Raw genomic sequence first — 22859 nt, 5'->3', positions numbered from 1 at the left:
CCGAACGGGGGTCAGCGTGCTTCGGCGAGGGCCGGCGCGGCGGCCGGAGCGGGCGCGTGGCCCGGCTGGCCGGTGGCCGCGAATTCGATGATGCCGCCGCCCAGGCAGACCTCGCCGTCGTACAGCACGGCCGACTGGCCGGGCGTGACGGCCCATTGCGCGTCGGCGAACGCGAGCGAGAAGCGCTCGCCGCCGGCGCGCGCGAACGTGCATGCGGCGTCGGCCTGCCGGTAGCGCGTCTTCGCGCCGCACGCGAAGCCTTCGGCGGGCGGCTCGCCCGCGACCCAGCTCACGTTGCCGGCGACGAGCTCGCGCGACAGCAGCCACGGATGATCGTGGCCCTGCACGACGTAGAGCGTGTTCGACGGGATGTCCTTCGCAGCGACGAACCACGGTTCGCCGCTGCCGTCCTTGCTGCCGCCGAGGCCGATGCCCTTGCGCTGGCCGAACGTGTAGAACGCGAGGCCGATGTGCTCGCCGACGAGCTTGCCGTCCGGCGTCTTCATCGGGCCCGGTTTCGTCGGCAGATAGCGGTTCAGGAAGTCGCGGAACGGCCGCTCGCCGATGAAGCAGATGCCGGTCGAATCCTTCTTCTTCGCGTTCGGCAACCCGATCTGCGCGGCGATCTCGCGCACTTTCGTCTTCGGAATCTCGCCGAGCGGGAACATCGTCTTCGACAGCTGCGCCTGGTTCAGCCGGTGCAGGAAATACGACTGGTCTTTCGTATGATCGAACGCCTTCAGCAATTCGAAGCGGCCGTCGCGTTCGCGCACGCGCGCGTAGTGGCCGGTCGCGATCGTTTGCGCGCCGAGCGACATCGCGTGATCGAGGAACGCCTTGAACTTGATCTCGGCGTTGCAGAGCACGTCCGGGTTCGGCGTACGGCCGGCCGAATATTCGCGCAGGAATTCCGCGAACACGCGGTCCTTGTATTCGGCCGCGAAGTTCACGGCCTCGACGTCGATGCCGATCAGGTCGGCGACCGACACGACGTCGATCCAGTCCTGACGCGTCGAGCAGTATTCGCCGTCGTCGTCGTCTTCCCAGTTCTTCATGAACAGTCCGACGACGTCGTAACCCTGTTCCTTCAGCAGCCACGCGGTCACCGACGAATCGACGCCGCCCGACATGCCCACTACCACACGGCGCTTGCTCATTTGTTTACCGCCTGACGGTCGAATGCATCCGGCCGCGGCGCGACCGAATGCGTATGCACGAAATCGAGCGGAACGCGCCGCCCGGTCAGATAGTCGTCGACACAGCGCATCACGGCCGGCGACCGGTGGCGTTCGATGCACGCGCGCAGTTCGCCGGCCGTCATCCACAGCGTGCGGACGATGCCGTCGTCGAGCCGCTGACCGACGATGCGCTCGCCCGCCGTGCCGCAGAACGTGAAGCGCAGATACGTCGCGCCCGCGCTGCCGGGACGCTCGTAATGTGCGAGGTACACGCCGACGAGCGCCGTCGGCACGAACGGATGCGCGGTTTCCTCGAGCGTTTCGCGGATCACCGCGTCGGCGAGCGTTTCGCCGGCTTCGAGATGGCCGGCCGGCTGGTTGATGCGCAGGCCCGTCGAAGTTTCTTCCTCGATCACGAGGAAGCGGCCGTCGCGCTCGACGAGCGCCGCGACGGTCACGTGCGGGGTCCAGATTTCGGGTTTCATGGTTCGGCATTTTACCGGTTGCGCCCGGACGCTGCCGGCCGTCTCGTTAGACGAATCCGACCCTTCGGTGCGCGCCGTCGTGCATGGTGCAAGCGTGCGCCGCGCCGCACGTTGGCAACCTCGCACGATCGTGCGGAAAGTGCTGGCGCGCGGAACGCTTTCGGTTAAAGTGCTGCGTGAACGCCGTTGCCCGTGAGCCGGTAGTCAGCCTGTCCGGCTCGTTGTTGCAGTCAGAATCGCAAGACTAGAAATATCAACGATGACTGGAGGAACTGACGATGCATATTGGAGTGCCTGCTGAGACGCGGGCCAACGAGGCGCGCGTGGCCGCGACGCCGGAGACCGTGAAGAAGTACGCGGCCGCCGGCCACCGCGTCAGCGTCGCGAAGGGGGCCGGGACTGCGGCCAGCTATCCGGACGAAGCCTATGCCGCCGCCGGTGCGGAATTGACCGACCAGTCGGCCGCGTTTGGCGCCGACATCGTGCTGAAGGTGCAGGCGCCGACCGATGCGGAACTACCGTCGCTGAAGCGCGGCGCGGTGCTGGTCGGGATGCTCGAGCCGTTCAACGCCGAGCAGGCGGCGAAGCTCGCGGCGGCCGGCGTGACCGGTTTCGCGCTGGAAGCGGCGCCGCGCACCACGCGCGCGCAAAGTCTCGACGTGCTGTCGTCGCAGGCGAACATCGCCGGCTACAAGGCCGTGCTGGTCGCCGCGTCGCTCTATCCGCGCTTCCTGCCGATGCTGATGACGGCCGCGGGCACCGTGAAAGCCGCGCGCGTGCTGGTGCTCGGCGCCGGCGTGGCCGGGCTGCAGGCAATCGCCACCGCGAAGCGGCTCGGCGCCGTGATCGAGGCCTCCGACGTGCGGCCCGCCGTGAAGGAGCAGATCGAATCGCTCGGCGCGAAATTCCTCGACGTTCCGTACGAAACCGACGAAGAGCGCGACGCCGCGCAGGGCGTCGGCGGCTATGCGCGGCCGATGCCGCCGTCGTGGCTCGCGCGTCAGGCCGCGCTCGTGCACGAGCGCGCGAAGCAGGCCGACATCGTGATCACGACCGCGCTGATTCCGGGCCGCCCTGCGCCGACGCTGATCTCGGCGGAGACCGTGCAGGCGATGAAGCCCGGCTCGGTGCTCGTCGATCTCGCGGCCGGCCGCGGGCCGGAAGTCGACGGCCGCAAGGGCGGCAACTGCCCGCTGACGGTGGCCGACCAGGTGATCGTGCACAACGGCGTGACGATCGCGGGCCATACGAATCTCGCCTCGATGGTCGCGTCGGATGCGTCCGCGCTCTACGCGCGCAACCTGCTCGATTTCATGAAGCTGATCGTCACGAAGGAAGGCGTACTGAACATCGACCTCGCCGACGACATCGTCGCGGCGACGCTGTTGTGCCGCGACGGCGAAGTGACCCGCAAATAACGGAGGAGACCATGGAAGTCATCAATCACACGGTGATCAACGTGATCATCTTCGTGCTGGCGGTGTACGTCGGCTACCACGTGGTGTGGAACGTCACGCCCGCGCTGCATACGCCGCTGATGGCCGTGACCAACGCGATTTCGGCGATCGTGATCGTCGGCGCGATGCTGGCCGCCGCACTGACCGTCGGCGCGACCGGCAAGGTGTTCGGCACGCTCGCGGTCGCGCTGGCGGCCGTCAACGTGTTCGGCGGCTTTCTCGTGACGAGACGGATGCTCGAGATGTTCCGCAAGAAGGAGCCCAAGCGTGTCGAGGGCGGCAAGGAGGGCGCGCGATGAGCATGAACGTCGTCACGCTGCTGTACCTCGTCGCATCGGTGTGCTTCATCCAGGCGCTGAAGGGGCTGTCGAACCCGAAGAGCGCGCGGCGCGGCAATCTGTTCGGCATGGTCGGGATGGCCATCGCAATCCTCACGACGATCGCGCTGATCGTCAAGCAGGCCGCGTGGCTCGGCGCGAACCTGCCGCTCGGGCTCGCGCTCGTGCTCGGCGCGCTCGTCGTCGGCGGTGCGGTCGGCGCGTTCGTCGCCGCGCGCGTCGAGATGACCAAGATGCCGGAACTCGTCGCGGCGATGCACTCGCTGATCGGTCTCGCGGCCGTCTGCATCGCGTATGCGGTCGTGTCGGAGCCCGAAGCGTTCGGGCTCGTGCCGCAGGACGCGGTGTCGTCGAACTTCATTCCGTACGGCAACCGCGTCGAGCTGTTCATCGGCACGTTCGTCGGCGCGATCACGTTCTCGGGTTCGGTGATCGCGTTCGGCAAGCTGTCCGGCAAGTACAAGTTCCGCCTGTTCCAGGGCGCGCCCGTCGTGTACGCAGGCCAGCACCTGATCAACCTGATGCTCGCGATCGCGATGCTCGGCTTCGGCATCCTGTTCTTCATCACGCAGGCGTGGCTGCCGTTCATCATCATGACGGCGATCGCATTCGTGCTGGGCGTGCTGATCATCATCCCGATCGGCGGCGCGGACATGCCGGTGGTCGTGTCGATGCTGAACTCGTACTCGGGCTGGGCCGCCGCCGGCATCGGCTTCTCGCTGAACAACGCGATGCTGATCATCGCGGGTTCGCTCGTCGGTTCCTCCGGTGCGATCCTGTCGTACATCATGTGCCACGCGATGAACCGCTCGTTCTTCAACGTGATCCTCGGCGGCTTCGGTGGCGAGGCCGCGGCCGGCGGCGCGGCGGGTGCGCAGGAGCAGCGCCCCGTGAAGTCGGGCTCGGCCGACGATGCGGCGTTCATGCTCGGCAACGCGGAATCGGTCGTGATCGTGCCGGGCTACGGGCTGGCCGTCGCGCGTGCGCAGCATGCGCTGAAGGAGCTGACCGACAAGCTGATCGAGAAGGGCGTCGACGTGCGCTACGCGATCCACCCGGTCGCCGGGCGGATGCCGGGCCACATGAACGTGCTGCTCGCGGAAGCGGAAGTGCCGTACGACATCGTGTTCGAGATGGAGGACATCAACGGCGAGATGGGGCAGGCGGACGTCGTACTCGTGCTTGGGGCGAACGACGTCGTGAACCCGGCCGCGAAGAACGATCCGAAGTCGCCGATCGCGGGCATGCCGATCATCGAGGCGTACAAGGCGCGCACGGTGATCGTCAACAAGCGGTCGATGGCGGCCGGCTACGCGGGGCTCGACAACGACCTGTTCTACATGGACAAGACGATGATGGTGTTCGGCGACGCGAAGAAGGTCATCGAAGACATGGTGAAGGCGGTCGAGTAGCGCATGCGAGCGGTCCGGCCGGGCGATGCGGCCGGGTGCGGTTCGACAATGGGGCCCGTCCGGCGGATGCCGGCCGGGCCCCGATCGTTTACGGGCGCACGATTCGTTCGACGCACGCGGCGATCGTGTCGCGCACGCGCACGATCGCCGGAGCGCGCTGCGCGCTCGTCGGGCCGCTCGGCGATTCGCTGACCGAGCCGCCGATCGGCGAGGCGGGGCTCGTGAGCGCGCGTATCGACACCGATGAACTCGTGCGCGCGCGCTACGACTTCGACGTGGTCGGCGCACTATGCGCGCGCCGACGTGTTCTCGCTGCACGTCGACGAGCGGCCGAAGCGGCCCGTGGTGTTCGGGGCGTCAGCAGGGCAGGGGCGTCCCCGCGCGGGGCGCCGCCCGCGCGAATCGACGCGGCTGCGTCAGCGCATAGGCGTTTCCGCGATCCGCATGTAGTCGGCGATGCGCCGGCCTTCCATGTCCGGAAACTGCTCGTGCACGGTGATGTCGCCCATCCGCGCGATGTCGAACGTGCGGAAGTCGCCGCGAAGCTCGCACCACGCGCCGATCGTCCAGCGCCCGCCCCAGTAGACGAGCCCGAGCGGCCACACGCGCCGCTTCGTATGCGCACCGAGCCGGTCGCGATACGTGAAGCTGACGATATGGCGCGTATCGACGGCCTGGTGGATCGCATCGACCTTCGCGAAGAACGCTTCGTCGATGTGAAATGACGGCGCGAACACCGGCAGGCGATCGAGTGCGGTGCGCTTGTCGGCCGGCATCGCGGACGCGATCTTGGCGAGCGCCGAGCGCGCGCCGCCCGCGAAGCGCGCGCCGCCCCAGGTTTCGAGCATCCGCGCGCCGGCCGCGAGCGCGGCCAGCTCCTCGGCCGTGAACGTGAGCGGCGGCAGGCTCGCGTTGCGGTTCAGCCGGTAGCCGATCCCGGCTTCGCCTTCGATCGGCACGCCCGACAGCTGCAGGTCGCGCACGTCGCGATAGACGGTGCGCGGCGACACCGACAGCCAGTCGGCGAGTTGCTGGGCGGTCGTCAGACGCCGCCCGCGCAGCAGTTCGGCGATCTGGAACAGGCGGTCGGCACGGCGCGTCATGGCTGCACCTCGGCTCCTTCGGGGACGGGAATGTCGCGATGATAGCGCCGCGCCGGCCGCGCGGCGGCGGCACGCGCGCTCAGTGGCATTTCGGCGCGTGCAGCCCGACGCGGTTGCCTTCCGTGTCGATCAGATAGCCGATGTAGCCGTAGTTGTTCGGCAGTTCGACGACCGAGCCCTGCACGACGCCGCCCGCGCGCTTCGCGCGATCGAGCGCCGCGACGACCGATTCGCCGGCGTTCAGATACACGAGCACGCCGTTCGCGCTCGGCTTGAGCTGCTGCGGATCGAACACGATGCTGCCGCCCGTGCTCGACGCCTCGTGGTCGAAGATCGCCATCGGCACGCCGCCGATCACTTCGCGGTGCAGCGTGGTCTGCAGCACGGCTTCGTAGAAGCGGATCGCGCGGTCGAAATCGAGCGACGGAATGTCGAACCACGCGATCGCGCGATCGGCCGCGCCGGTGGCGGCGGTCTTTGCGGGTGCGGTTGCGGTTGCAGTTGCGGACGTCATGACGAGCTCCTTTTTTTCGTTCGGATTCTGTTGGAAACCAGCCTGGCATTGCGCCGGGATTGCAGTGTGATCGACCGCTGCTGACAGCGTGCTGTCAGCAGTCGTTGCGGTCCTGACAGCGCGCGGACGCATTGCGCCGAACGGCGGGAGCGGGAGCGGGAGCGGGGGCGGGACGGGGAAGGTACCCGGCCGGGCGGCCGGGCATGGCGGTGGGTGGCAGCAGCCGGCGCGCGCGGCGCCGGTGCGGGTGGCGACGACGCTTACGCGTCGCCGTCCGATGCGGCCGGGCGCGCCTTCACGCTGCCGGCGATCAGGTCGAAACGGAACAGCCGGCATTCGAGCGCGCCGTTGAACAGCGGCGTCTTCGCCGATTCGCGCAGCCGCAGCTGGCCGGGCAGCGCGCGGTCCGACGTCAGCAGGAACGCCTGCCAGCCGGCGAAGCGCTGCTTCAGCGCATCGCCGAGCGCGTTGAAGAACTCGCTGTCGGGCGCGTCGGTGTGCGTACGGCGGAACGCGTCCTCGTTGCCGCGGTTGCGGCCGGTTTCGCGCGCCTCGCCGCGTGCGCTGCGGCCGCGCACCTCGATCCGCTCGCCGTACGGCGGATTCGCGACGATCAGGCCCGGCCCGTCGCACGGCGGCGTCATGCCGCGTGCATCGACCTGCTTGAGCCAGACGGACGGCACGCCCGCGCGCTCGAGGTTCGCGCGCGCCTTCTCGAGCATGTCGCCGGAGATGTCGCTGCCGTAGACGCGCAGATCGTCGCGCCGGCCGCGCGCCGCGCGCTTCGCGTCGATCGCGGCGACCTTCAGCCCCTGCCAGGCCGTGATGTCGTACTGCTTCAGCTTCTCGAAACCGAATCGGCGCTCGACGCCCGGCGCGACGCCGAGCACCATTTGCGCGGCTTCCGCGAGGAACGTGCCGCTGCCGCACATCGGGTCGTACAGCGGCGTGCCGGGCGTCCAGCCGGTCAGGCGCAGGATGCCGGCCGCGAGGTTCTCGCGCAGCGGCGCCGCGCCCTTGTCGAGACGCCAGCCGCGCTTGAACAGCGGCTCGCCCGACGTGTCGAGGTACAGCGTGCAGTCGGTGGCCGTCAGGAATGCGAACACGCGCACGTCCGGCGCGCCGGTGTCGATGCTCGGGCGCGCGCCGGTCTTGTCGCGCATCCGGTCGCAGATCGCGTCCTTGACGCGCAGCGTCGCGAATTCGAGGCTCTTCAGCGGCGACTTGATCGCGGTGATGTCGACGCGCAGCGTCTGCGTCGCCGCGAACCAGCGTTCCCAGGGCTGCTCGAGCGCGAGCGCGTAGACGTCCTGCTCGCTGCGGTACGGGCGGTGCGCGATCTTCAGCAGAATCCGGCTCGCGATCCGCGAGTGCAGGTTCGCGGCCATCCCGGCGGCCCAGCCGCCGCGGAAATGGACGCCGCCCGGCACCTGCGCGCCCGCGGCGAACGGCGCGCCGTCCAGGTGACGGCCGGCGATCTCGGCCAGCTCGGCGGCGAGCGCCGCTTCGAGGCCGCGCGGGCAGGGAGCGAAAAAGTCGTACAGGGTGGGCGAGGACATAAGGCGGGTGCGGGGACGTACAAAAGTCCAGTATTGTACGCGGCGCCGGCGCGTGCGGCCCGGCGTCGGCCGCAACGCGGTTCGCGGCCGGCGCGCCATGCGCCGGCCGGCGTGGCTAGTGCGAACCGGACTGCTGCGCGCGCGCGTCGCGGCCGGCGGCCGGCCAGAGCAGCCCGAACGGATGCGCGACGACCGCGCGCAGGATCGCCGCGACGAGCGCGCGCACCTTCGTCGGCCGCAGGCTGCGCGAGCGCACGGCCATCGTGAACGCGAGCGCGAAGCTCACCAGCACGTTGAGGATCGCCATGCTCAGCACGCCCGCGCAGGCCCACCAGAGTTCCGGCGTGCCGAGCGCGCCCTTGCCGAGCACGCCGAGCGCCACGCCGATCGAGCCGGCCGACAGCGTCACGTGCCGCACTTCGAACGGAAACAGGAACACGGTGACGATCGCCGGAATCAGGCCGAGCATCAGCCCGAGCCCGACGTTCGCGACGACGCCGGCGACGTTGGACCGGCAGAAGTGCGCGAACTTCGCGGCGCCGGCCGCGCCGAGCGTGAGCCGCAGCCGGCGGTTGTAGGCGAGCGCGTCGCCGACGCGATGCAGCACGAACCAGTTGTCCGCCCAGCCGGCGAGCAGGCTCGACGCCCACAGCAGCACGCCGGTCAGCGCCGCGTAGAACGGCGTCGGGCCGAACAGCGAGAACGAATGCAGCGTCGCGTGCGCCTTTTCCGGCGAAATCACGTTCACGTGCAGCACGCCGGCCGCGAACAGCTGCACGAGCAGGCACACCGGCAGCACGACGAGCACGTTGCCGGAAATCGCGGCCGCCTGCGTGCGGATCAGCGCGATCACCGACGCGACGAACGCCTTCACGCCTTCGTCGTGGCCCGTGTCGTCGAGCTCGCGTGCGAGCGTCGGCGCGGTCATCGCGGGCTGCTTCGTCGCGAGCGTGAAATGCAGGAAGTGCATCAGCATGAAGCTCGCCGCGTAGTTGACGCCGGCGAGGAGCCCCTCGAGCATCGACTGCAGGTGCGCGCCGGTGATCGCGAACTTCACGCAGACGGTCGCGACGGTCACGAGTCCGCCGCCCGCGGCCATGCGCAGCATCTTCAGATACTCGGCGCGGCTGCGCGAAATGTAGTGCTCGCCCGTATCGGCATTGGTCTCGACGAGCTTGCGCGCGAACAGCGAAAAATTGCTGCGCATCAGGTGCGCGACGCTCTGGCTGTTCTGGTTCGCGTCGACGAGTTCGGCGGTCAGGCGTGCCATGCCGCGCAGATCGTCGCGCGCCATCCACGCGTTGAGCAGCGTCTCCGCGCGCAGAATGCGCATCCGCATCCGCTCGACCTGGAACACGATGTCGACCGACACGCCGTTGCGGTACAGATGCGAGAACACGTCGTCGACCGCGACGCGGCATTCGTCGAGCAGCACGCGCAGATAGTTCACCTCGTGCAGCAGCTTGCTCGGATCGCCGCCGTCCTCGACCGCCGAGTGCGCGGTTTCGACCGCGAGCATCGCGCGCGTGAGCCGGTAGAACGGCTGCGCTTCGAGCGGCGTGCGCGCATCGTCGTCGGACAGGCGGCTGCGCACCGTCTGCGACAGGCCGGTCGAGCTGATCTGGCAGGTCAGGTTGTGCAGCGCGGCCAGCAGGTCGCGCGAGAACGAGCCAGGTTCGTGGCGCTCGTCGTCGGTCACGTCGAACGCGAGCAGATCCGCGAGCCGCGCGAGCAGATCGTCGGGCAGCGCGTCGATCCACTGCGCGTCGTCGGGCGTCGGGAACATCAGCGTGAACAGCGCGGACAGCTCGCGGCGATTCGGCGCCGGCGGAATCAGCGAGGCATCGATGCGCTCGAACAGCGCGCCGAAGAAGCCCGAATGCACGGGCATGCCCGCATCGCACAGCAGCGAGATGCCGTCGCATTCGCGCAGGATGCCGCGCACGATGCGCGCCGCGTGCGACTTCCATGCCGGATTGCGATCGAGCACGTGGAACAGGTAGCGCAGCCGCGCATGCGCGGGATAGGCGCGGGCGTCGTCGCCGCGTTCGGCCGAGCCGTCCTGCGCGGCCTGTGCGGTCTGCATCGCGCCGCCGCGGCGCAGCCAGTGCGCGAGTTCGATCAGCCATTCGCTGCGCTCGGCGTACGACGCCTCGGCGTTCGCGTGCGCGAGCAGCGCATCGAGCTGATGGCTCGCACTGCGCGACGCGCGCCACTTCTTGATCAGGGTCGTCAGGGAACGGAACATAAAACGGAGTAGCGAAAGCCCTGGACGGGCGGGTTCGGAGGGCCGGCCGGGCATGCGGCGCGGCGCCGGTGAGTACGGGTGTGGCGGTCGGGGCGCCGGACGCGGCGCCCCGTTGCGGTGCACGCGGATCGCGGGCGGACGGCCACCGGACCGGCGTGCGGGCCGGACGCGCCCGGCGCTGCCGGCTCGCGCGCACGGCGGACAGCCGGTGGCGCGAGCGTGAAAGTGCGTAGGATCGTCAATCGACCGCAAAAACGCAAGGCGACCGCGCGACGCGGCGCCGGTTCCGGTCGACTTTGACAAAGAGTGCAAAGTCGCGCGGCGGCGAGCCGCGCGCTTTTACGCGCCCGGCTGGCCGGTCGCGCCGGCGTCGGTCGCGGGCGCCGCAGCCGGCGCCGGCGGGCAGGGCACGAGCGGCGGGACCGCTGCAGCGGCCGTCTTGCCGGCCGGCTGCGCGGCCGTGCCGCGGCGCGCGGCGAGCGCGCGCACGCCGGCCGCCGCCTGCGCCGCGATCGCGTCGAGCGCGCGCCGATGGCCGGCGACCAGCGCGTCGTAGCCGCTGCCGACCGGCTCGGCGACGCTCGTGCGGCACGTCATGACCGCTTGCGAGCCGACCGCGCGCACGCTCCATACCGCGTCGATCGCCGCGCGCTTGCCGGGCCACGATTCGAAGCGCTGCACGTTCACGCTGATCCGGTACACGGGCATGCCCGGCGGCACGGCGGAATCGGCGACGTCGATCGTGCCGAGCCGCGCGGCGAGATCGTCGGACAGCGCCCGGCGGATTTCGTCGGCGGGCGGCGCTGCCCAGCGCTCCTGTTCGAGCACGTCGACCTGCGCGCCGCCCTTCTGCACGACGAGCTGATTCTTCGCGATCTGCTCGGGCACGTCGACCGACGGCACTTCGATCAGGAACGGCGGATTGGCCGGCGCGGTGCGCGCGGGCGCGGCGGCGTCGGCGCGGGCGAGCGTATAGAACCGCGCGGGCGGCGAACTGCACGCGGCAAGCGCGAGTGCGGCGAGCACGGCCGCCGCGCCGCTCGCGAGAACGTTCACGCGAGTCGTCGTCATGGTTGATCTCCTGGCTTGCCCTTGATCAGCGATTCGGGATGGCGCTCCAGATAGTCGGCGAGCGCGTTGAGCGACTGCAGCGTGCGCGTGAGCTCCTTCAGCGCGCCGCGCACGTCGGACTGCAGCGGCGAATCCTGCTGCAGCGTCGCTTCGGCGGTCGAGAAGGTCTGCTTCGCGGCCGACAGCGTGTCGCGCGCCTCCGGCGCGACCTGCGTGTCGAGCTGCTTGAACAGCTTGTCGGCGTTCGACAGCGCGCTGTTCAGGTTCGCGCCGATCTGGTCGAACGGCACCTTGTCGAGCTTCTTCGCGATGTCGGCGACCTGCAGCTGCAGTTCGTCGAGCGTGTTCGGCACGGTCGGCAGCTCGAGCGGCTGATGCGACACGTCGACCTTCGCGGGCGGCGCCTTCGGGAAGAAGTCGAGCGCGACGTACAGCTGGCTCGTCAGCAGGTTGCCGGTGCGCAGCTGGCCGCGCAGCCCGTGCTGGACGAGACGCTGGACGATCTCGAGGCGCGCCGCTTCGCCCTTGCTCGCAATCGTCTCGCGGAAGCGCCGGCCGAGCCGTTCCGGATACACGTTCATCGTGACCGGCATCGTGAAGTTCTTCGTCTTCGGATCGTAGTCGATGCCGATGTTCGTCACTTCGCCGAGCACGATGCCGCGGAAGTCGACCGGCGCGCCGATCCCGAGCCCGCGCAGCGACTGGTTGAAGTTCATCACGACCTGCAGCGGCTGGCCGTCCGGATCGCGCATCGCGTCGCCTTCGTCGGCCGCCAGGCGGAACGTCGTGTTGTTCGGCGCGAGCACACCGCTGCTCTGGTTCGGCGGCGTCTGGAACGCGATGCCGCCGAGGATGACCGTTGCGAGCGACTGCGTGTTCAGCTTCAGCCCGCTCGAGTCGAGCCGCAGATCGACGCCGCTCGCCTGCCACCAGCGCGAGTTCGTGCCGACGTACTGGTCGTACGGCGCATTGACGAACACGTTGAACGTGACGCCCGTGCCGTCCTTGTCGAGCGAGAAGCCGACCACCTGGCCGACCTGCACGCGCCGGTAGTAGACGGGCGAGCCGATGTCGACGGAGCCGAGCGAATCGCCGCGCAGCACGTACTGCGTGCCCTTCTGGTCCGCCGTGACGGCCGGCGGCTTCTCGAGACCCGTGAAGTCGGTCTGCACGTCCTGCGAGCGGCCCGCGTCGACGCCGATGTACGCGCCGGACAGCAGCGTGCCGAGCCCCGACACGCCGGTCGCGCCGACGCGCGGCCGCACGATCCAGAAGCGCGAGTCCTTGACCGCGAAGTCTTCGGCTTCCTTCTTGAGCTGCACTTCGACGAGCACGCGAGACAGGTCCTTCGACAGCTTGATCGTCTTGACCATGCCGATCTCGACGTCCTTGTACTTGACCTGCGTCTTGCCGGGCTCGAGCCCTTCGGCGCTATGGAAGCTGATCGTGATCTCGGGGCCGCGTTCGCGCACCGAGCGCACGACGAGGCCGATCCCGATCAGCGCGGCGATCAGCGGGACGAGCCAGACGAGCGACGGCAGCCAGCCGCTTTTCGTCGAGATCGTCGGGTCGGGCGGCCGGGACTCGTCGTGTTGCGGGCCTGGCGGACTATTCATGGTGTTTCCCTGAGGTTTCGACTGGATCCCAGATCAGACGGGGATCGAACTGCATCGACGCGAGCATCGTCAGGATTACGACCGAGCCGAACGCAAGTGCGCCGGGGCCGGCCGTGATGACGGCAAGCGAGCGGAAATGGACGAGCGCGACGGTGAGCGTCACGACGAAGATGTCGAGCATCGACCAGCGGCCGATGCGCTCGACGATCCGGTACAGGCGCGTGCGCTGCAGCGGCCGCCATGCGGTGCGGCGCTGCGCGCTGATCACGAGGATCAGCAGCACGCCGAGCTTGAGCATCGGCACGAGGATGCTGGCGACGAACACGACGACCGCGAGCGGCCAGTCGCCCGACACCCAGAAGTAGATGACGCCGCTCATGATCGTGTCCTGCTGCGAGCCCATCAGCGACGAGGTGCGCATGATCGGCAGCAGGTTGGCCGGAATGTACAGGATCGCGGCGGCGATCAGCAGCGCCCACGTGCGCGCGATGCTGTTCGGCGTGCGAAAGTGCAGCGCGCTGCCGCAGCGCGCGCAGTGCGCGTGCGGCCGGTCGAGCGTCTGCACGAGCCCGCACGCATGGCAGCTGGCGTAGCCCTCGCGGGCGGCGGTCGGCCTCGTCATCGGCGGGCGCCTTCGGCCAGCGGCGCGACGCCGTCGCGCGGCGTACGCATGCGGCCGGCGCGCAGATCGTCCGCGATGTCCCACAGCGTGCGCGGATCGAACATCAGCACGACCGCGAGCATCAGCGTGAGCGCGCCGAACGCGAACAGCGCCGCTTCCGGCACGACGCGCGCGAGGCTCACCATCTTCACGATCGTCACGAGGATGCCGAGCATGAAGACCTCGATCATCCCCCACGGGCGCACGAGCTGCACCGCGCGCAGCACGGCGTTGAAGCCGGGCGGAATCACGCCGCGCCGTATCGGCAGCAGCAGATACAGCAGCGCCGACATTTCGACGAGCGGGAACAGCACGGTCGAGCAGAACACCATCGCGCCGACGATCGCCATGTCCTGCCGCCAGAGCGCGTCGATCGCGCCGATCAGCGTCGTCTGTACGCGGTTGCCGTTCACGTCCATCTCGAGGATCGGGAAGGTCTGCGCGATCACGAACGTGATCAGCGCGGCGAGCGCGAGCGCGCAGATCCGCTCGATCTGCGAGGCGCTGTTGCGATAGAGCATCGCGTCGCAGCGCGGGCAGCGCGCGACTTCGTGTCCGCTAAGGCGCGGTTTATGCAACAGTGCGTCGCACTCGTGACAGGCAATCAGATCGTTTCGTTGCATGGACAAAGGGGTTGCGCGACGGCGAAAGGCGGCGTCGACGGGGCCGGAACCCGCGCCAATCTTACCAAAACGCCTTTTGCACCGTGTCGAGGGGCGCCGCCGCCGTGACCGGTCTGTAACATGGCGGCAGGCGGGCGGCGCGATGACGCGTCTGTCCTCAGATGCCGCGCGCGTCAAAAGGTTGCGGTAGCATGGCGCCCGTGACGAGCACCGGCCGCGACGGCCGGCGGCCGTTCGCTGAACTGAGGAACGCAAGATGACATCGAATTCGCTGCGGCCCGCGTCGTCGGGCTATACGCGCACCGCGATCGCGCTGCACTGGCTGATCGCGCTGCTGATCGTCTGCGGCTTCGCGCTCGGCTGGGTGATGACCGACATTCCGGGCTTCACGCCGACGAAGCTGAAGTACTTCTCGTGGCACAAGTGGATCGGCGTGACGGTGTTCGCGCTCGCGATCGTGCGCGTGCTGTGGCGCGCGACGCACGTGCCGCCCGCGCTGCCGGCCGGCATGCGCGCGTGGCAGCGCACCGCGGCGCACGTGGGGCATCTGCTGCTGTACGTGCTGATGCTCGTGATTCCGGCGACCGGCTATCTGTACAGCTCGGCTTCGAACATCCCGGTCGTCTATCTGGGCATCGTGCCGCTGCCGCGGCTGATCGATCCCGATCCGGTGCTGAAGGAAACCTTCAAGACGCTTCACGTGTCTTTGAATTACATTTTGCTTGCGCTCGTGTCGCTGCACGTGCTCGCGGCGCTCAAGCACCAGCTGGTGGACCGCGACGGCCTGCTGTCGCGGATGCTTCCCTTTGCCAAATGAAGGATCCCATGAAAGTGTCTTTCTCCCGTTCCATGCTGGCCGCGTTCGCCGCGGCGTCACTCGTCGCGTCGGGCGCGGCGCTCGCCGACGTCGACCTGGCGAAGAGCAAGGTGTCCGCGGTGTCGAGGCAGATGAACGTGCCGACCGAAGGCGTGTTCAAGAAGTTTTCCGCGCAGGTGAAGTTCGATCCGGCGAAGGCCGCGCAAGGCAGCGCGCAGATGACGATCGACGTCGCGAGCTTCGACCTCGGCGACAAGATGTACAACGACCAGGTCGCGGGCAAGGAGTGGTTCGACGCGAAGGCGTATCCGCAGGCGACGTTCGTGTCGTCGGCGATCGCGCCGGCCGGCGGCAACAAGTACAACGTGACCGGCAAGCTGACGATCAAGGGCAAGACGGAGAACGTCACGGTGCCCGTCACGGTCACGCAGAGCGGCGCGACGCAGACCTTCGACGGCGTGCTGCCGATCAAGCGCTCGACGTTCAACGTCGGCACCGGCGAATGGAAGGACACGTCGGTCGTGGCGGACGAAGTGCAGATCAAGTTCCATCTCGTCGCGACGAAGTAAGCGGCGGGCTGTCGCACCACCCGAATGCCGCGCGAGGGCGCGGCGCTGTTCCTAGGAGAATGAGTTGAAAAAGCATCTGATGATCGCCGCCGGCGCGCTCGCCGCTTCGCTGTCGTTCTCGGCATTCGCCGAAAGCGCGACGTACCAGTTCGATCCGAGCCACACGTATCCGAGTTTCGAGGCCGATCACTTCGGCGGCCTGTCGGTCTGGCGCGGCAAGTTCGACAAGTCGAGCGGCACCGTGACGCTCGATCGCGCGGCGAAGACGGGGACGGTCGAGGTGACGACCGACATCGCGTCGATCCACACCGGCAGCGCGAAGCTCGACGAGCATCTGCAGACGGCCGACTTCTTCGACGCCGCGAAGTACCCGCAGGCCGTCTACAAGGGGACGATCAAGTTCGACGGCGACAAGCCGGCGTCGGTCGTCGGCAACCTGACGCTGCATGGCGTCACGAAGCCGCTGACGCTCAAGATCGACTCGTTCAAGTGCATGCCGCATCCGATGCTCAAGCGCGAAGTGTGCGGCGTCGACGCGGTCGGCGAATTCAACCGCGACGAATTCGGCCTCGACTACGGCAAGCAGTACGGCTTCAAGATGCAGACGAAGCTGCTGATCACGGCCGAAGCCGTCAAGCAGCAGTAACGCGCGCAGCCGGGCCGCGCGTCGCGCCGGCCCGCCGCGAACCGGCCGCCGCGCTCCCGATCGGGGCGCGGCGGTCTTTTTTTGCGCGCCTATAATCGTTCGGGCGCCTGCCGGCGCGGCGGCCGACCGCGTACGCGGCGGCGCGCGAACAGAACGTACAACGACAAGGAGATCGCCGATGCATGCCGTCACGCCGTCCCGTTCCATAGCCTCGTCGCCGCGCGTGTGGCGCGCGGTGGTCGCCGCGTCGATCGGCAACGCGCTCGAGTGGTTCGACCTCGTCGTCTACGGCTTTTTCGCGGTGACGATTTCCAGGCTGTTCTTTCCGGCCGGCAACGACACCGTGTCGCTGCTGCTCACGCTCGGCACCTTCGGCGTGTCGTTCTTCATGCGTCCGCTCGGCGCGATCGTGCTCGGCGCCTATGCGGACCGCGCGGGCCGCAAGGCCGCGCTCACGCTGTCGATCCTGCTGATGATGGCGGGCACGCTGATCATCGCGGTGCTGCCGACCTACGAGACGATCGGCATCGCGGCGCCGCTGATCCTCGTCGCCGCGCGGCTGATGCAGGGCTTTTCGGCCGGCGGCGAGTTCGGCAGCGCGACCGCGTTCCTCGCCGAGCACGTGCCGGGGCGGCGCGGCTTCTTCGCGAGCTGGCAGGTCGCGAGCCAGGGCCTGACGACGCTGCTCGCGGCCGGCTTCGGCACCGTGCTGAACGCGCAGCTGACGGCCGCGCAGATGGCCGCGTGGGGCTGGCGCGTGCCGTTCTTCTTCGGGCTGCTGCTGGGGCCGGTGGCTTACTACATCCGCAAGAAGGTCGACGAGACGCCGGAGTTCCTCGCGGCCGAAAGCACCGCGAGCCCGCTGCGCGACACGTTCGCGTCGCACAAGGCGCGGCTCGTTGCCGCGATCGGCGCGGTGGTGCTCGGCACGGTCGCGACGTATCTCGTGCTCTTCATGCCGACCTACGGCGTGAAGCAGCTCGGCCTCGCGCCGTCGGCCGCGTTTGCGGCGATTCTCGTCGTCGGCGTGATCCAGATGGCGTTCGCGCCGCTCGTCGGCCACTGGTCGGACCGTTACGGCCGCGTGCGCGTGATGCTCGCGCCGGCGCTCGGCTTCCTCGTGCTGATCTACCCGGCATTCGCGTATCTGGTCGCGCATCCGGGCTTCGGCACGCTGATCGCGCTGCAGGTGCTGCTTGCCGTGCTGATGACGGGCTATTTCGCGGCGCTGCCGGGCTTGTTGTCCGAGGTGTTTCCGGTGCAGACGCGCACGACCGGGATGTCGCTCGCGTACAACGTCGCGGTGACGATCTTCGGCGGCTTCGGGCCGTTCATCATCGCGTGGCTGATCAAGGCGACCGGGATGAAGACCGCGCCGAGCTTCTACCTGATGTTCGCGGCAGTGCTGAGTCTCGCGGCGCTGGTCGTGTTGCGCAGGCGGTTCGGGTTTCGGTGACGGGGCGGCGTCGGCGCCGCGCCCGCGAGGAGGGGCGGCGTCGCGGCGGCGCAGTGTTGCGCCCCTGCGGTAAGCGGACGGGGAAGGGGAGCGCTTCAGCCTACCGGGCAACGCTTCGACGCCGGCGGCTGAACGTAGCCGCCGCGTGCGACCAAACATAAAAAAAGCCGGCCCTGTCGGACCGGCTTTGCGCGTTTACCGCAACGGTGACGCAGCGGCGGCGCTCAGACCTGCGCGCCTGCGTTCGGATCGTCCGGATCGTGCGCGACCTTCTTTTCCTTGATCAAGTCTTCGCGCTTGATGCCGAGCCACATCGCGAGCGAGCCCGCGACGAACACCGACGAATAGATGCCGAACATGATGCCGACCGTCAGCGCGAGTGCGAAGTAGTGCAGCGTCGGGCCGCCGAAGAAGAACATCGACAGCACCATCATTTCCGTCGACGTGTGCGTGATGATCGTCCGCGACATCGTCGTCGTGATCGCGTGGTTGATCACCTCCGGCACCGTCATCTTGCGTTCGCGGCGGAACGTCTCCCGGATCCGGTCGAAGATGACGACCGACTCGTTCACCGAGTAGCCGAGCACCGCGAGAATCGCCGCGAGCACCGCGAGCGAGAACTCCCACTGGAAGAACGCGAAGAACCCGAGAATGATCACGACGTCGTGCAGGTTCGCGATGATGCCGGCGACCGCGTACTTCCATTCGAAGCGGATCGACAGGTAGATCACGATGCCGATCACGACGCAGGCGAGCGCGAGCAGCCCGTCGGTCGCGAGTTCGCGGCCGACCTGCGGGCCGACGAACTCGACGCGCTGCAGCGTGACGTCCGGACTTTGCGCCTTCAGCGCCGTCATCACCTGATCGCTCTGTTGCGCGGAGGTCAGGCCTTCCTTCAACTGCAGGCGGATCAGGACGTTGCGCGAGGTGCCGAAGTTCTGCACTTGCGCGTCGGCGTAGCCGAGCTTGCCCAGCGTCGCGCGCACGGGTTCGAGCTGCGCGGCCTGCTGGTACTGCACCTCGATCACCGTACCGCCGGTGAACTCGACCGACAGGTGCAGCCCGCGGTGGAACAGGAAGAACACGGCGGCGAGGAACGTGACCAGCGAGATCACGTTGAACACCAGCGCGTGCCGCATGAACGGAATGTCTTTACGGATGCGGAAAAATTCCATGGCTTCGTCTCCGGGGCCTTATTGGGTCGAGCCCGGTTTCTTCGGCGACACGCCCGGCTGCGCGCGGTTGCGCAGTTGCGGCTTGCCGGCGCGCGGCGCGTTGCCCTTCGGCGGGGCGGCGAGCTTCGCGGCGCGCGCGGTGTCGGTCGATTCGTCGGCCGCCGCGAGCGACGCGGCCGCTGCGGCGCCTTCCGGCCGCCACACCTGGCCGATCGCGAGCGACTTCAGCTTCTTGCGGCCGCCGTACCAGAGGTTGACGATCCCGCGCGAGAAGAACACCGCGGAGAACATCGACGTCAGGATGCCGAGGCAGTGCACGATCGCGAACGCGCGCACCGGGCCCGAACCGAACGCGAGCAGCGCGAGACCGGCGATCAGCGTCGTCACGTTCGAGTCGAGAATCGTCGCCCAGGCGTGCGCGTAGCCGGCCTGGATCGCGAGCTGCGGCGGCTGGCCCGCGCGCAGTTCCTCACGCACGCGCTCGTTGATCAGCACGTTCGAGTCGATCGCCATACCGAGTGCGAGCGCGATAGCGGCGATGCCCGGCAGCGTCAGCGTCGCCTGCATCAGCGACAGCACCGCGACGAGCAGCAGCAGGTTCACCGACAGACCGATCACCGAGATCACGCCGAACAGCATGTAGTAGGCGATCATGAACACGGCGATCGCGCAGAAGCCCCAGATCACCGAGTGCACGCCCATCTTGATGTTGTCGGCGCCGAGGCTCGGGCCGATCGTGCGTTCCTCGATGATGTCCATCGGCGCGGCGAGCGAGCCGGCGCGCAGCAGCAGCGCGAGATCGGCTGCGGCCTGCGGCGTCGGCTGGCCCGTGATCTGGAAACGGTCGCCGAGCTCCGACTGGATCGTCGCGACCGTCAGCACTTCGCCCTTGCCCTTCTCGAACAGCACCATCGCCATCGGCTTGCCGATGTTGTCGCGCGACACGGTGCGCACCGCGCGGCCGCCCGCCGAATCGAGGCGGATGTTGACCGACGGACGCTGGTGTTCATCGAAGCCGGCCGACGCGTCGATGATGCGGTCGCCGGTGAAGATCACGTCCTTCTTCAGCAGCACGGGCACCTGGTTGCCCTGCGTGAACAGTTCCTCGCCCGGCGGCACCGGATCGTTCGGATTCGGATGCGTGTTGATCGGATCGGCGAGGCGCGCTTCGAGCGTCGCCGTGCGGCCGATGATGTCCTTCGCCTTCGCGGTGTCCTGCACGCCCGGCAGTTCGACGACGATCCGGTCGTTGCCTTGCTGCTGCAGGATCGGCTCCGACACGCCGAGTTCGTTCACGCGGTTGTGCAGCGTGGTCAGGTTCTGCTTCAGCGCGGCATCTTCGACGGCCTTCTGCACGGCCGGCGTGAACGTGCCGACGACCTGCGTGCCGCCGCCGCCCGGCTGCGTCGCCCATTGCAGTTCGGTGATCGACGACGCGAGCACCTTGCGTGCGTCTTCCGCCGTCTGCGCGTCGCTGAAGTTCACGACGACCGATTGATCGACGCGGCTCACGCCGCCGTCGCGGATGTTCTTGTCGCGCAGCAGCGAGCGCGCGTCGGCCGCATCGGAGTCGAGCTTCTTCGTGAGCGCGCCCGTCATGTCGACCTGGAGCAGGAAGTGGACGCCGCCGCGCAGGTCGAGGCCCAGATACATCGGCAGCGCGTGCAGCGCGGTCAGCCAGCGCGGCGAGGCGCTCTGCAGGTTCAGCGCGACTACGTATTGCGGATCGTTCGGGTCGGCGTTCAGCGTCTTTTGCAGCAGATCCTTCACGCGCAGCTGCGTGTCGGTGTCCTTCAGGCGCACGCGGATGTTCGCGTTGGTCGCCGTGTTCTCGAAGGTGACGTCGTCCGGCTTGATCTGCGCGGCCGCGAGCGCCGTTTCGACCTGCGTCAGCGTGTTCGCGTCGAGCTTGACCGTGGCCTTGCCGCTCGACACCTGCACCGCCGGCGCTTCGCCGAAGAAATTGGGCAATGTGTACAGAAAGCCGATGGCGAGCGCCACGACCATCACGACATATTTCCAGAGTGGGTAACGATTCATGAGGGGGCCGAACGGATGGTTGGCATGAAAGCGTCGCGTCCGGCGCCGCGGCGGCCGGCCCGGCAGGGCAGCGGCGACGCGGGAGCCGGACGCTCGGTGACGGGCTTACAGCGACTTGATCGTGCCCTTCGGCAGAATGGTCGTGACGGCCGCCTTCTGCACCGTGATTTCGGTGCCTTCGGCGATCTCGACGCCGATGTAGCCTTCGCTGACCTTCGTCACCTTGCCGACGAGGCCGCCGCTCGTGACGACTTCGTCGCCCTTGGCCATGGCGGCGAGCATGTTGCGGTGCTCCTTCTGCCGCTTCATCTGCGGACGGATCATGATGAAGTAGAGCACGGCGAACATCAGGATGAGCGGCAGGAAGCTCATCAGGCTCGATTCGGCGCCACCGGCACCTTGCGCGAAGGCATTGGAAATGAACGGCACGTTGGTCTCTCCGTAGGGGAAGATCGAAAATTAAGCCGGTTATTCTACCACCGGCCCCATCTGCAAACGGCGCGGCAAATGCGCTTTGGGATCAAGCTGTTAAAGCGCGAAGCGCGATTGCTGCGACCGGTTTGGAAAGGTAATTGTAATGTTTTGGCGATCGGGACCGAGCGGCGCGACGCATTATTTCGTTCGCATACGATGCGCCGGCCACGCCCGGCCAGGCCAGCCCCGTCAGTCGACGCCTCTCGCGCGATCCTCCGCGAAGCGCTGGCGGAACGCGTCGAACGTGTGCGACTCGATCGCGTCGCGGATCTCGCTCATCAGCTGCAGGTAGTAGTGCAGGTTGTGGATCGTGTTCAGCTGCGCGCCGAGGATTTCGCCGACGCGGTGCAGGTGATGCAGATAGCCGCGCGAGAAATTGCTGCACGTGTAGCAGGTGCAGCTCGGGTCGAGCGGCTTCAGCGAGTTCTTGTGCGTCGCGTTGCGGATCTTCACGTCGCCGAAGCGCGTGAAGAGCCAGCCGTTGCGCGCGTTGCGCGTGGGCATCACGCAGTCGAACATGTCGACGCCGTTCGCGACGCCCTCGACGAGATCCTCGGGCGTGCCGACGCCCATCAGGTAGTGCGGCTTGTGCGCCGGCAGCTTCGGGCCGACGTGGCGCAGCACGCGCATCATGTCCTCTTTCGGCTCGCCGACCGACAGCCCGCCGATCGCAAGGCCGTGGAAGCCGAGTTCCGACAGGCCCGCGAGCGATTCGTCGCGCAGATCCTCGAACATCCCGCCCTGGACGATCCCGAACAGCGCGTTCGGATTGCCGAGCCGGTTGAACTCGTCGAGCGAGCGCTTTGCCCAGCGCAGCGACATGCGCATCGAGTCGGCCGCTTCCTTGTGCGTGGTCGGCACGCCGTCGGTCGCGTACGGCGTGCATTCGTCGAACTGCATCACGATGTCCGAGTTCAGCACCTTCTGGATCTGCATCGACACTTCCGGCGACAGGAACAGCTTGTCGCCGTTGATCGGCGACGCGAACGTGACGCCGTCCTCGGTGATCTTGCGCAGGTCGCCGAGCGAGAACACCTGGAAGCCGCCCGAGTCGGTCAGGATCGGCTTGTTCCAGCCCATGAAGCCGTGCAGGCCGCCGTGTGCGTCGATCGTGTCGAGGCCCGGGCGCAGCCACAGGTGGAACGTGTTGCCGAGGATGATCTGGGCCTTGATCTCGTGCAGCTCGCGCGGCTGGATCGCCTTCACGGTGCCGTAGGTGCCGACCGGCATGAAGATCGGCGTCTCGACGACGCCGTGGTTGAGCTTCACGCGGCCGCGGCGCGCGTGGCCGTCGGTCGTCAGCAGTTCGAATTCGAGCCCGTTGGCGGGGCGGGCGGGCGCGGCTTCGGGCGTGTGCGCGCGCGTATCGTGGGATGAACCTTCGGTCATCGTGGGGTGCTCCTGGCCACCGGAAAAC

General features: G+C 68.1%; 21 protein-coding genes and 1 pseudogene. 8 read left to right on the top strand and 14 right to left on the bottom strand.

The window, feature by feature from the left end; translation table 11 throughout:
* Positions 1–11: 11 nt before the first annotated feature.
* Both mnmA and BCR55_RS04475 read right to left on the bottom strand, forming a co-directional pair.
* Positions 12–1157 carry a tRNA 2-thiouridine(34) synthase MnmA gene (gene mnmA / locus BCR55_RS04480; protein ID WP_065494242.1) on the bottom strand — a complete coding sequence of 382 codons (1146 nt, stop codon included), beginning with the start codon at positions 1155–1157 and terminating at the stop codon, positions 12–14.
* Entirely contained in the window at positions 1154–1663 is a 510-nt protein-coding gene (locus BCR55_RS04475; RefSeq protein WP_065494241.1) for an NUDIX hydrolase, read from the bottom strand. The genes mnmA and BCR55_RS04475 overlap by 4 nt, the downstream gene beginning before the upstream one ends.
* A gap of 278 nt (positions 1664–1941) precedes the next feature.
* Between BCR55_RS04475 and BCR55_RS04470 the strand changes: the two genes are divergently transcribed.
* The 4 genes and pseudogenes from BCR55_RS04470 to BCR55_RS33340 form a co-directional block, all read left to right on the top strand.
* Entirely contained in the window at positions 1942–3081 is a 1140-nt protein-coding gene (locus tag BCR55_RS04470) for a Re/Si-specific NAD(P)(+) transhydrogenase subunit alpha (protein ID WP_065494240.1), read from the top strand.
* Positions 3082–3092: 11 nt separating this feature from the next.
* The gene (locus tag BCR55_RS04465; RefSeq protein WP_006401666.1) at positions 3093–3419 is read left to right on the top strand and encodes an NAD(P) transhydrogenase subunit alpha; all 327 of its coding nucleotides are present in this window, start codon (positions 3093–3095) and stop codon (positions 3417–3419) included.
* Entirely contained in the window at positions 3416–4870 is a 1455-nt protein-coding gene (locus tag BCR55_RS04460; protein WP_006401665.1) for an NAD(P)(+) transhydrogenase (Re/Si-specific) subunit beta, read from the top strand. The genes BCR55_RS04465 and BCR55_RS04460 overlap by 4 nt, the downstream gene beginning before the upstream one ends.
* 164 nt (positions 4871–5034) lie before the next feature.
* Positions 5035–5221 (top strand): annotated as a pseudogene (locus tag BCR55_RS33340) (carbon-nitrogen hydrolase family protein); the annotation flags it as partial.
* 65 nt (positions 5222–5286) lie between these two features.
* On the opposite strand, the gene BCR55_RS04455 reads toward BCR55_RS33340, so the two are convergent.
* The 8 genes from BCR55_RS04455 to BCR55_RS04420 all read right to left on the bottom strand — a co-directional run bounded on the left by BCR55_RS04455 (position 5287) and on the right by BCR55_RS04420 (position 14265).
* Positions 5287–5973, bottom strand: coding sequence for a YafY family protein (locus BCR55_RS04455; protein ID WP_006401662.1), 687 nt, complete (start codon positions 5971–5973; stop codon positions 5287–5289).
* 79 nt (positions 5974–6052) lie between these two features.
* On the bottom strand, positions 6053–6487 hold the full coding sequence (locus tag BCR55_RS04450; RefSeq protein ID WP_006408314.1) for a VOC family protein: 435 nt from the start codon (positions 6485–6487) through the stop codon (positions 6053–6055).
* A 260-nt stretch (positions 6488–6747) separates the two neighbouring features.
* A complete protein-coding gene (locus tag BCR55_RS04445) occupies positions 6748–8046 on the bottom strand; it encodes a class I SAM-dependent RNA methyltransferase (protein WP_006408313.1) in 1299 nt (432 codons plus the stop codon).
* A 115-nt stretch (positions 8047–8161) separates the two neighbouring features.
* The gene (locus BCR55_RS04440; protein ID WP_065494239.1) at positions 8162–10294 is read right to left on the bottom strand and encodes a site-specific recombinase; all 2133 of its coding nucleotides are present in this window, start codon (positions 10292–10294) and stop codon (positions 8162–8164) included.
* Positions 10295–10633: 339 nt separating this feature from the next.
* Positions 10634–11365: a membrane integrity-associated transporter subunit PqiC gene (locus BCR55_RS04435; RefSeq protein ID WP_006401658.1), complete on the bottom strand. Its 732-nt coding sequence runs from the start codon at positions 11363–11365 to the stop codon at positions 10634–10636.
* The gene (locus BCR55_RS04430) at positions 11362–12981 is read right to left on the bottom strand and encodes an intermembrane transport protein PqiB (RefSeq protein WP_065494238.1); all 1620 of its coding nucleotides are present in this window, start codon (positions 12979–12981) and stop codon (positions 11362–11364) included. The genes BCR55_RS04435 and BCR55_RS04430 overlap by 4 nt, the downstream gene beginning before the upstream one ends.
* Positions 12974–13603, bottom strand: a complete 630-nt coding sequence (locus tag BCR55_RS04425) for a paraquat-inducible protein A (protein WP_065494237.1) — start codon at positions 13601–13603, stop codon at positions 12974–12976. The genes BCR55_RS04430 and BCR55_RS04425 overlap by 8 nt, the downstream gene beginning before the upstream one ends.
* Positions 13600–14265 carry a paraquat-inducible protein A gene (locus tag BCR55_RS04420; protein ID WP_006408341.1) on the bottom strand — a complete coding sequence of 222 codons (666 nt, stop codon included), beginning with the start codon at positions 14263–14265 and terminating at the stop codon, positions 13600–13602. The genes BCR55_RS04425 and BCR55_RS04420 overlap by 4 nt, the downstream gene beginning before the upstream one ends.
* A 256-nt stretch (positions 14266–14521) precedes the next feature.
* Between BCR55_RS04420 and BCR55_RS04415 the strand changes: the two genes are divergently transcribed.
* The 4 genes from BCR55_RS04415 (at position 14522) to BCR55_RS04400 (ending at position 17753) form a co-directional block, all read left to right on the top strand.
* Entirely contained in the window at positions 14522–15082 is a 561-nt protein-coding gene (locus BCR55_RS04415) for a cytochrome b (protein ID WP_065494236.1), read from the top strand.
* An 8-nt stretch (positions 15083–15090) separates the two neighbouring features.
* Positions 15091–15651 carry a YceI family protein gene (locus tag BCR55_RS04410; protein WP_006410365.1) on the top strand — a complete coding sequence of 187 codons (561 nt, stop codon included), beginning with the start codon at positions 15091–15093 and terminating at the stop codon, positions 15649–15651.
* A gap of 64 nt (positions 15652–15715) precedes the next feature.
* Entirely contained in the window at positions 15716–16297 is a 582-nt protein-coding gene (locus BCR55_RS04405) for a YceI family protein (RefSeq protein WP_006408344.1), read from the top strand.
* Between the two features lie 178 nt (positions 16298–16475).
* Positions 16476–17753 carry an MFS transporter gene (locus tag BCR55_RS04400; protein WP_006410366.1) on the top strand — a complete coding sequence of 426 codons (1278 nt, stop codon included), beginning with the start codon at positions 16476–16478 and terminating at the stop codon, positions 17751–17753.
* Positions 17754–17977: 224 nt separating this feature from the next.
* On the opposite strand, the gene secF is transcribed toward BCR55_RS04400, so the two are convergent.
* From secF to tgt, 4 genes are all read right to left on the bottom strand, one after another.
* Positions 17978–18928 carry a protein translocase subunit SecF gene (gene secF / locus BCR55_RS04395; protein ID WP_006401649.1) on the bottom strand — a complete coding sequence of 317 codons (951 nt, stop codon included), beginning with the start codon at positions 18926–18928 and terminating at the stop codon, positions 17978–17980.
* Positions 18929–18946: 18 nt separating this feature from the next.
* Entirely contained in the window at positions 18947–20968 is a 2022-nt protein-coding gene (gene secD / locus BCR55_RS04390) for a protein translocase subunit SecD (RefSeq protein ID WP_006408348.1), read from the bottom strand.
* Positions 20969–21073: 105 nt separating this feature from the next.
* Positions 21074–21397, bottom strand: coding sequence for a preprotein translocase subunit YajC (gene yajC, locus BCR55_RS04385; RefSeq protein ID WP_006401647.1), 324 nt, complete (start codon positions 21395–21397; stop codon positions 21074–21076).
* A 234-nt stretch (positions 21398–21631) separates the two neighbouring features.
* Positions 21632–22831: a tRNA guanosine(34) transglycosylase Tgt gene (gene tgt / locus BCR55_RS04380; RefSeq protein WP_006408350.1), complete on the bottom strand. Its 1200-nt coding sequence runs from the start codon at positions 22829–22831 to the stop codon at positions 21632–21634.
* Between the last annotated feature and the right edge of the window lie 28 nt (positions 22832–22859).

It is taken from the genome of Burkholderia sp. CCA53, from assembly GCF_001685525.1.
GTDB classification, from domain to species: Bacteria; Pseudomonadota; Gammaproteobacteria; order Burkholderiales; family Burkholderiaceae; genus Burkholderia; species Burkholderia multivorans.
This window is presented reverse-complemented; position numbering and strand designations above follow the sequence as displayed.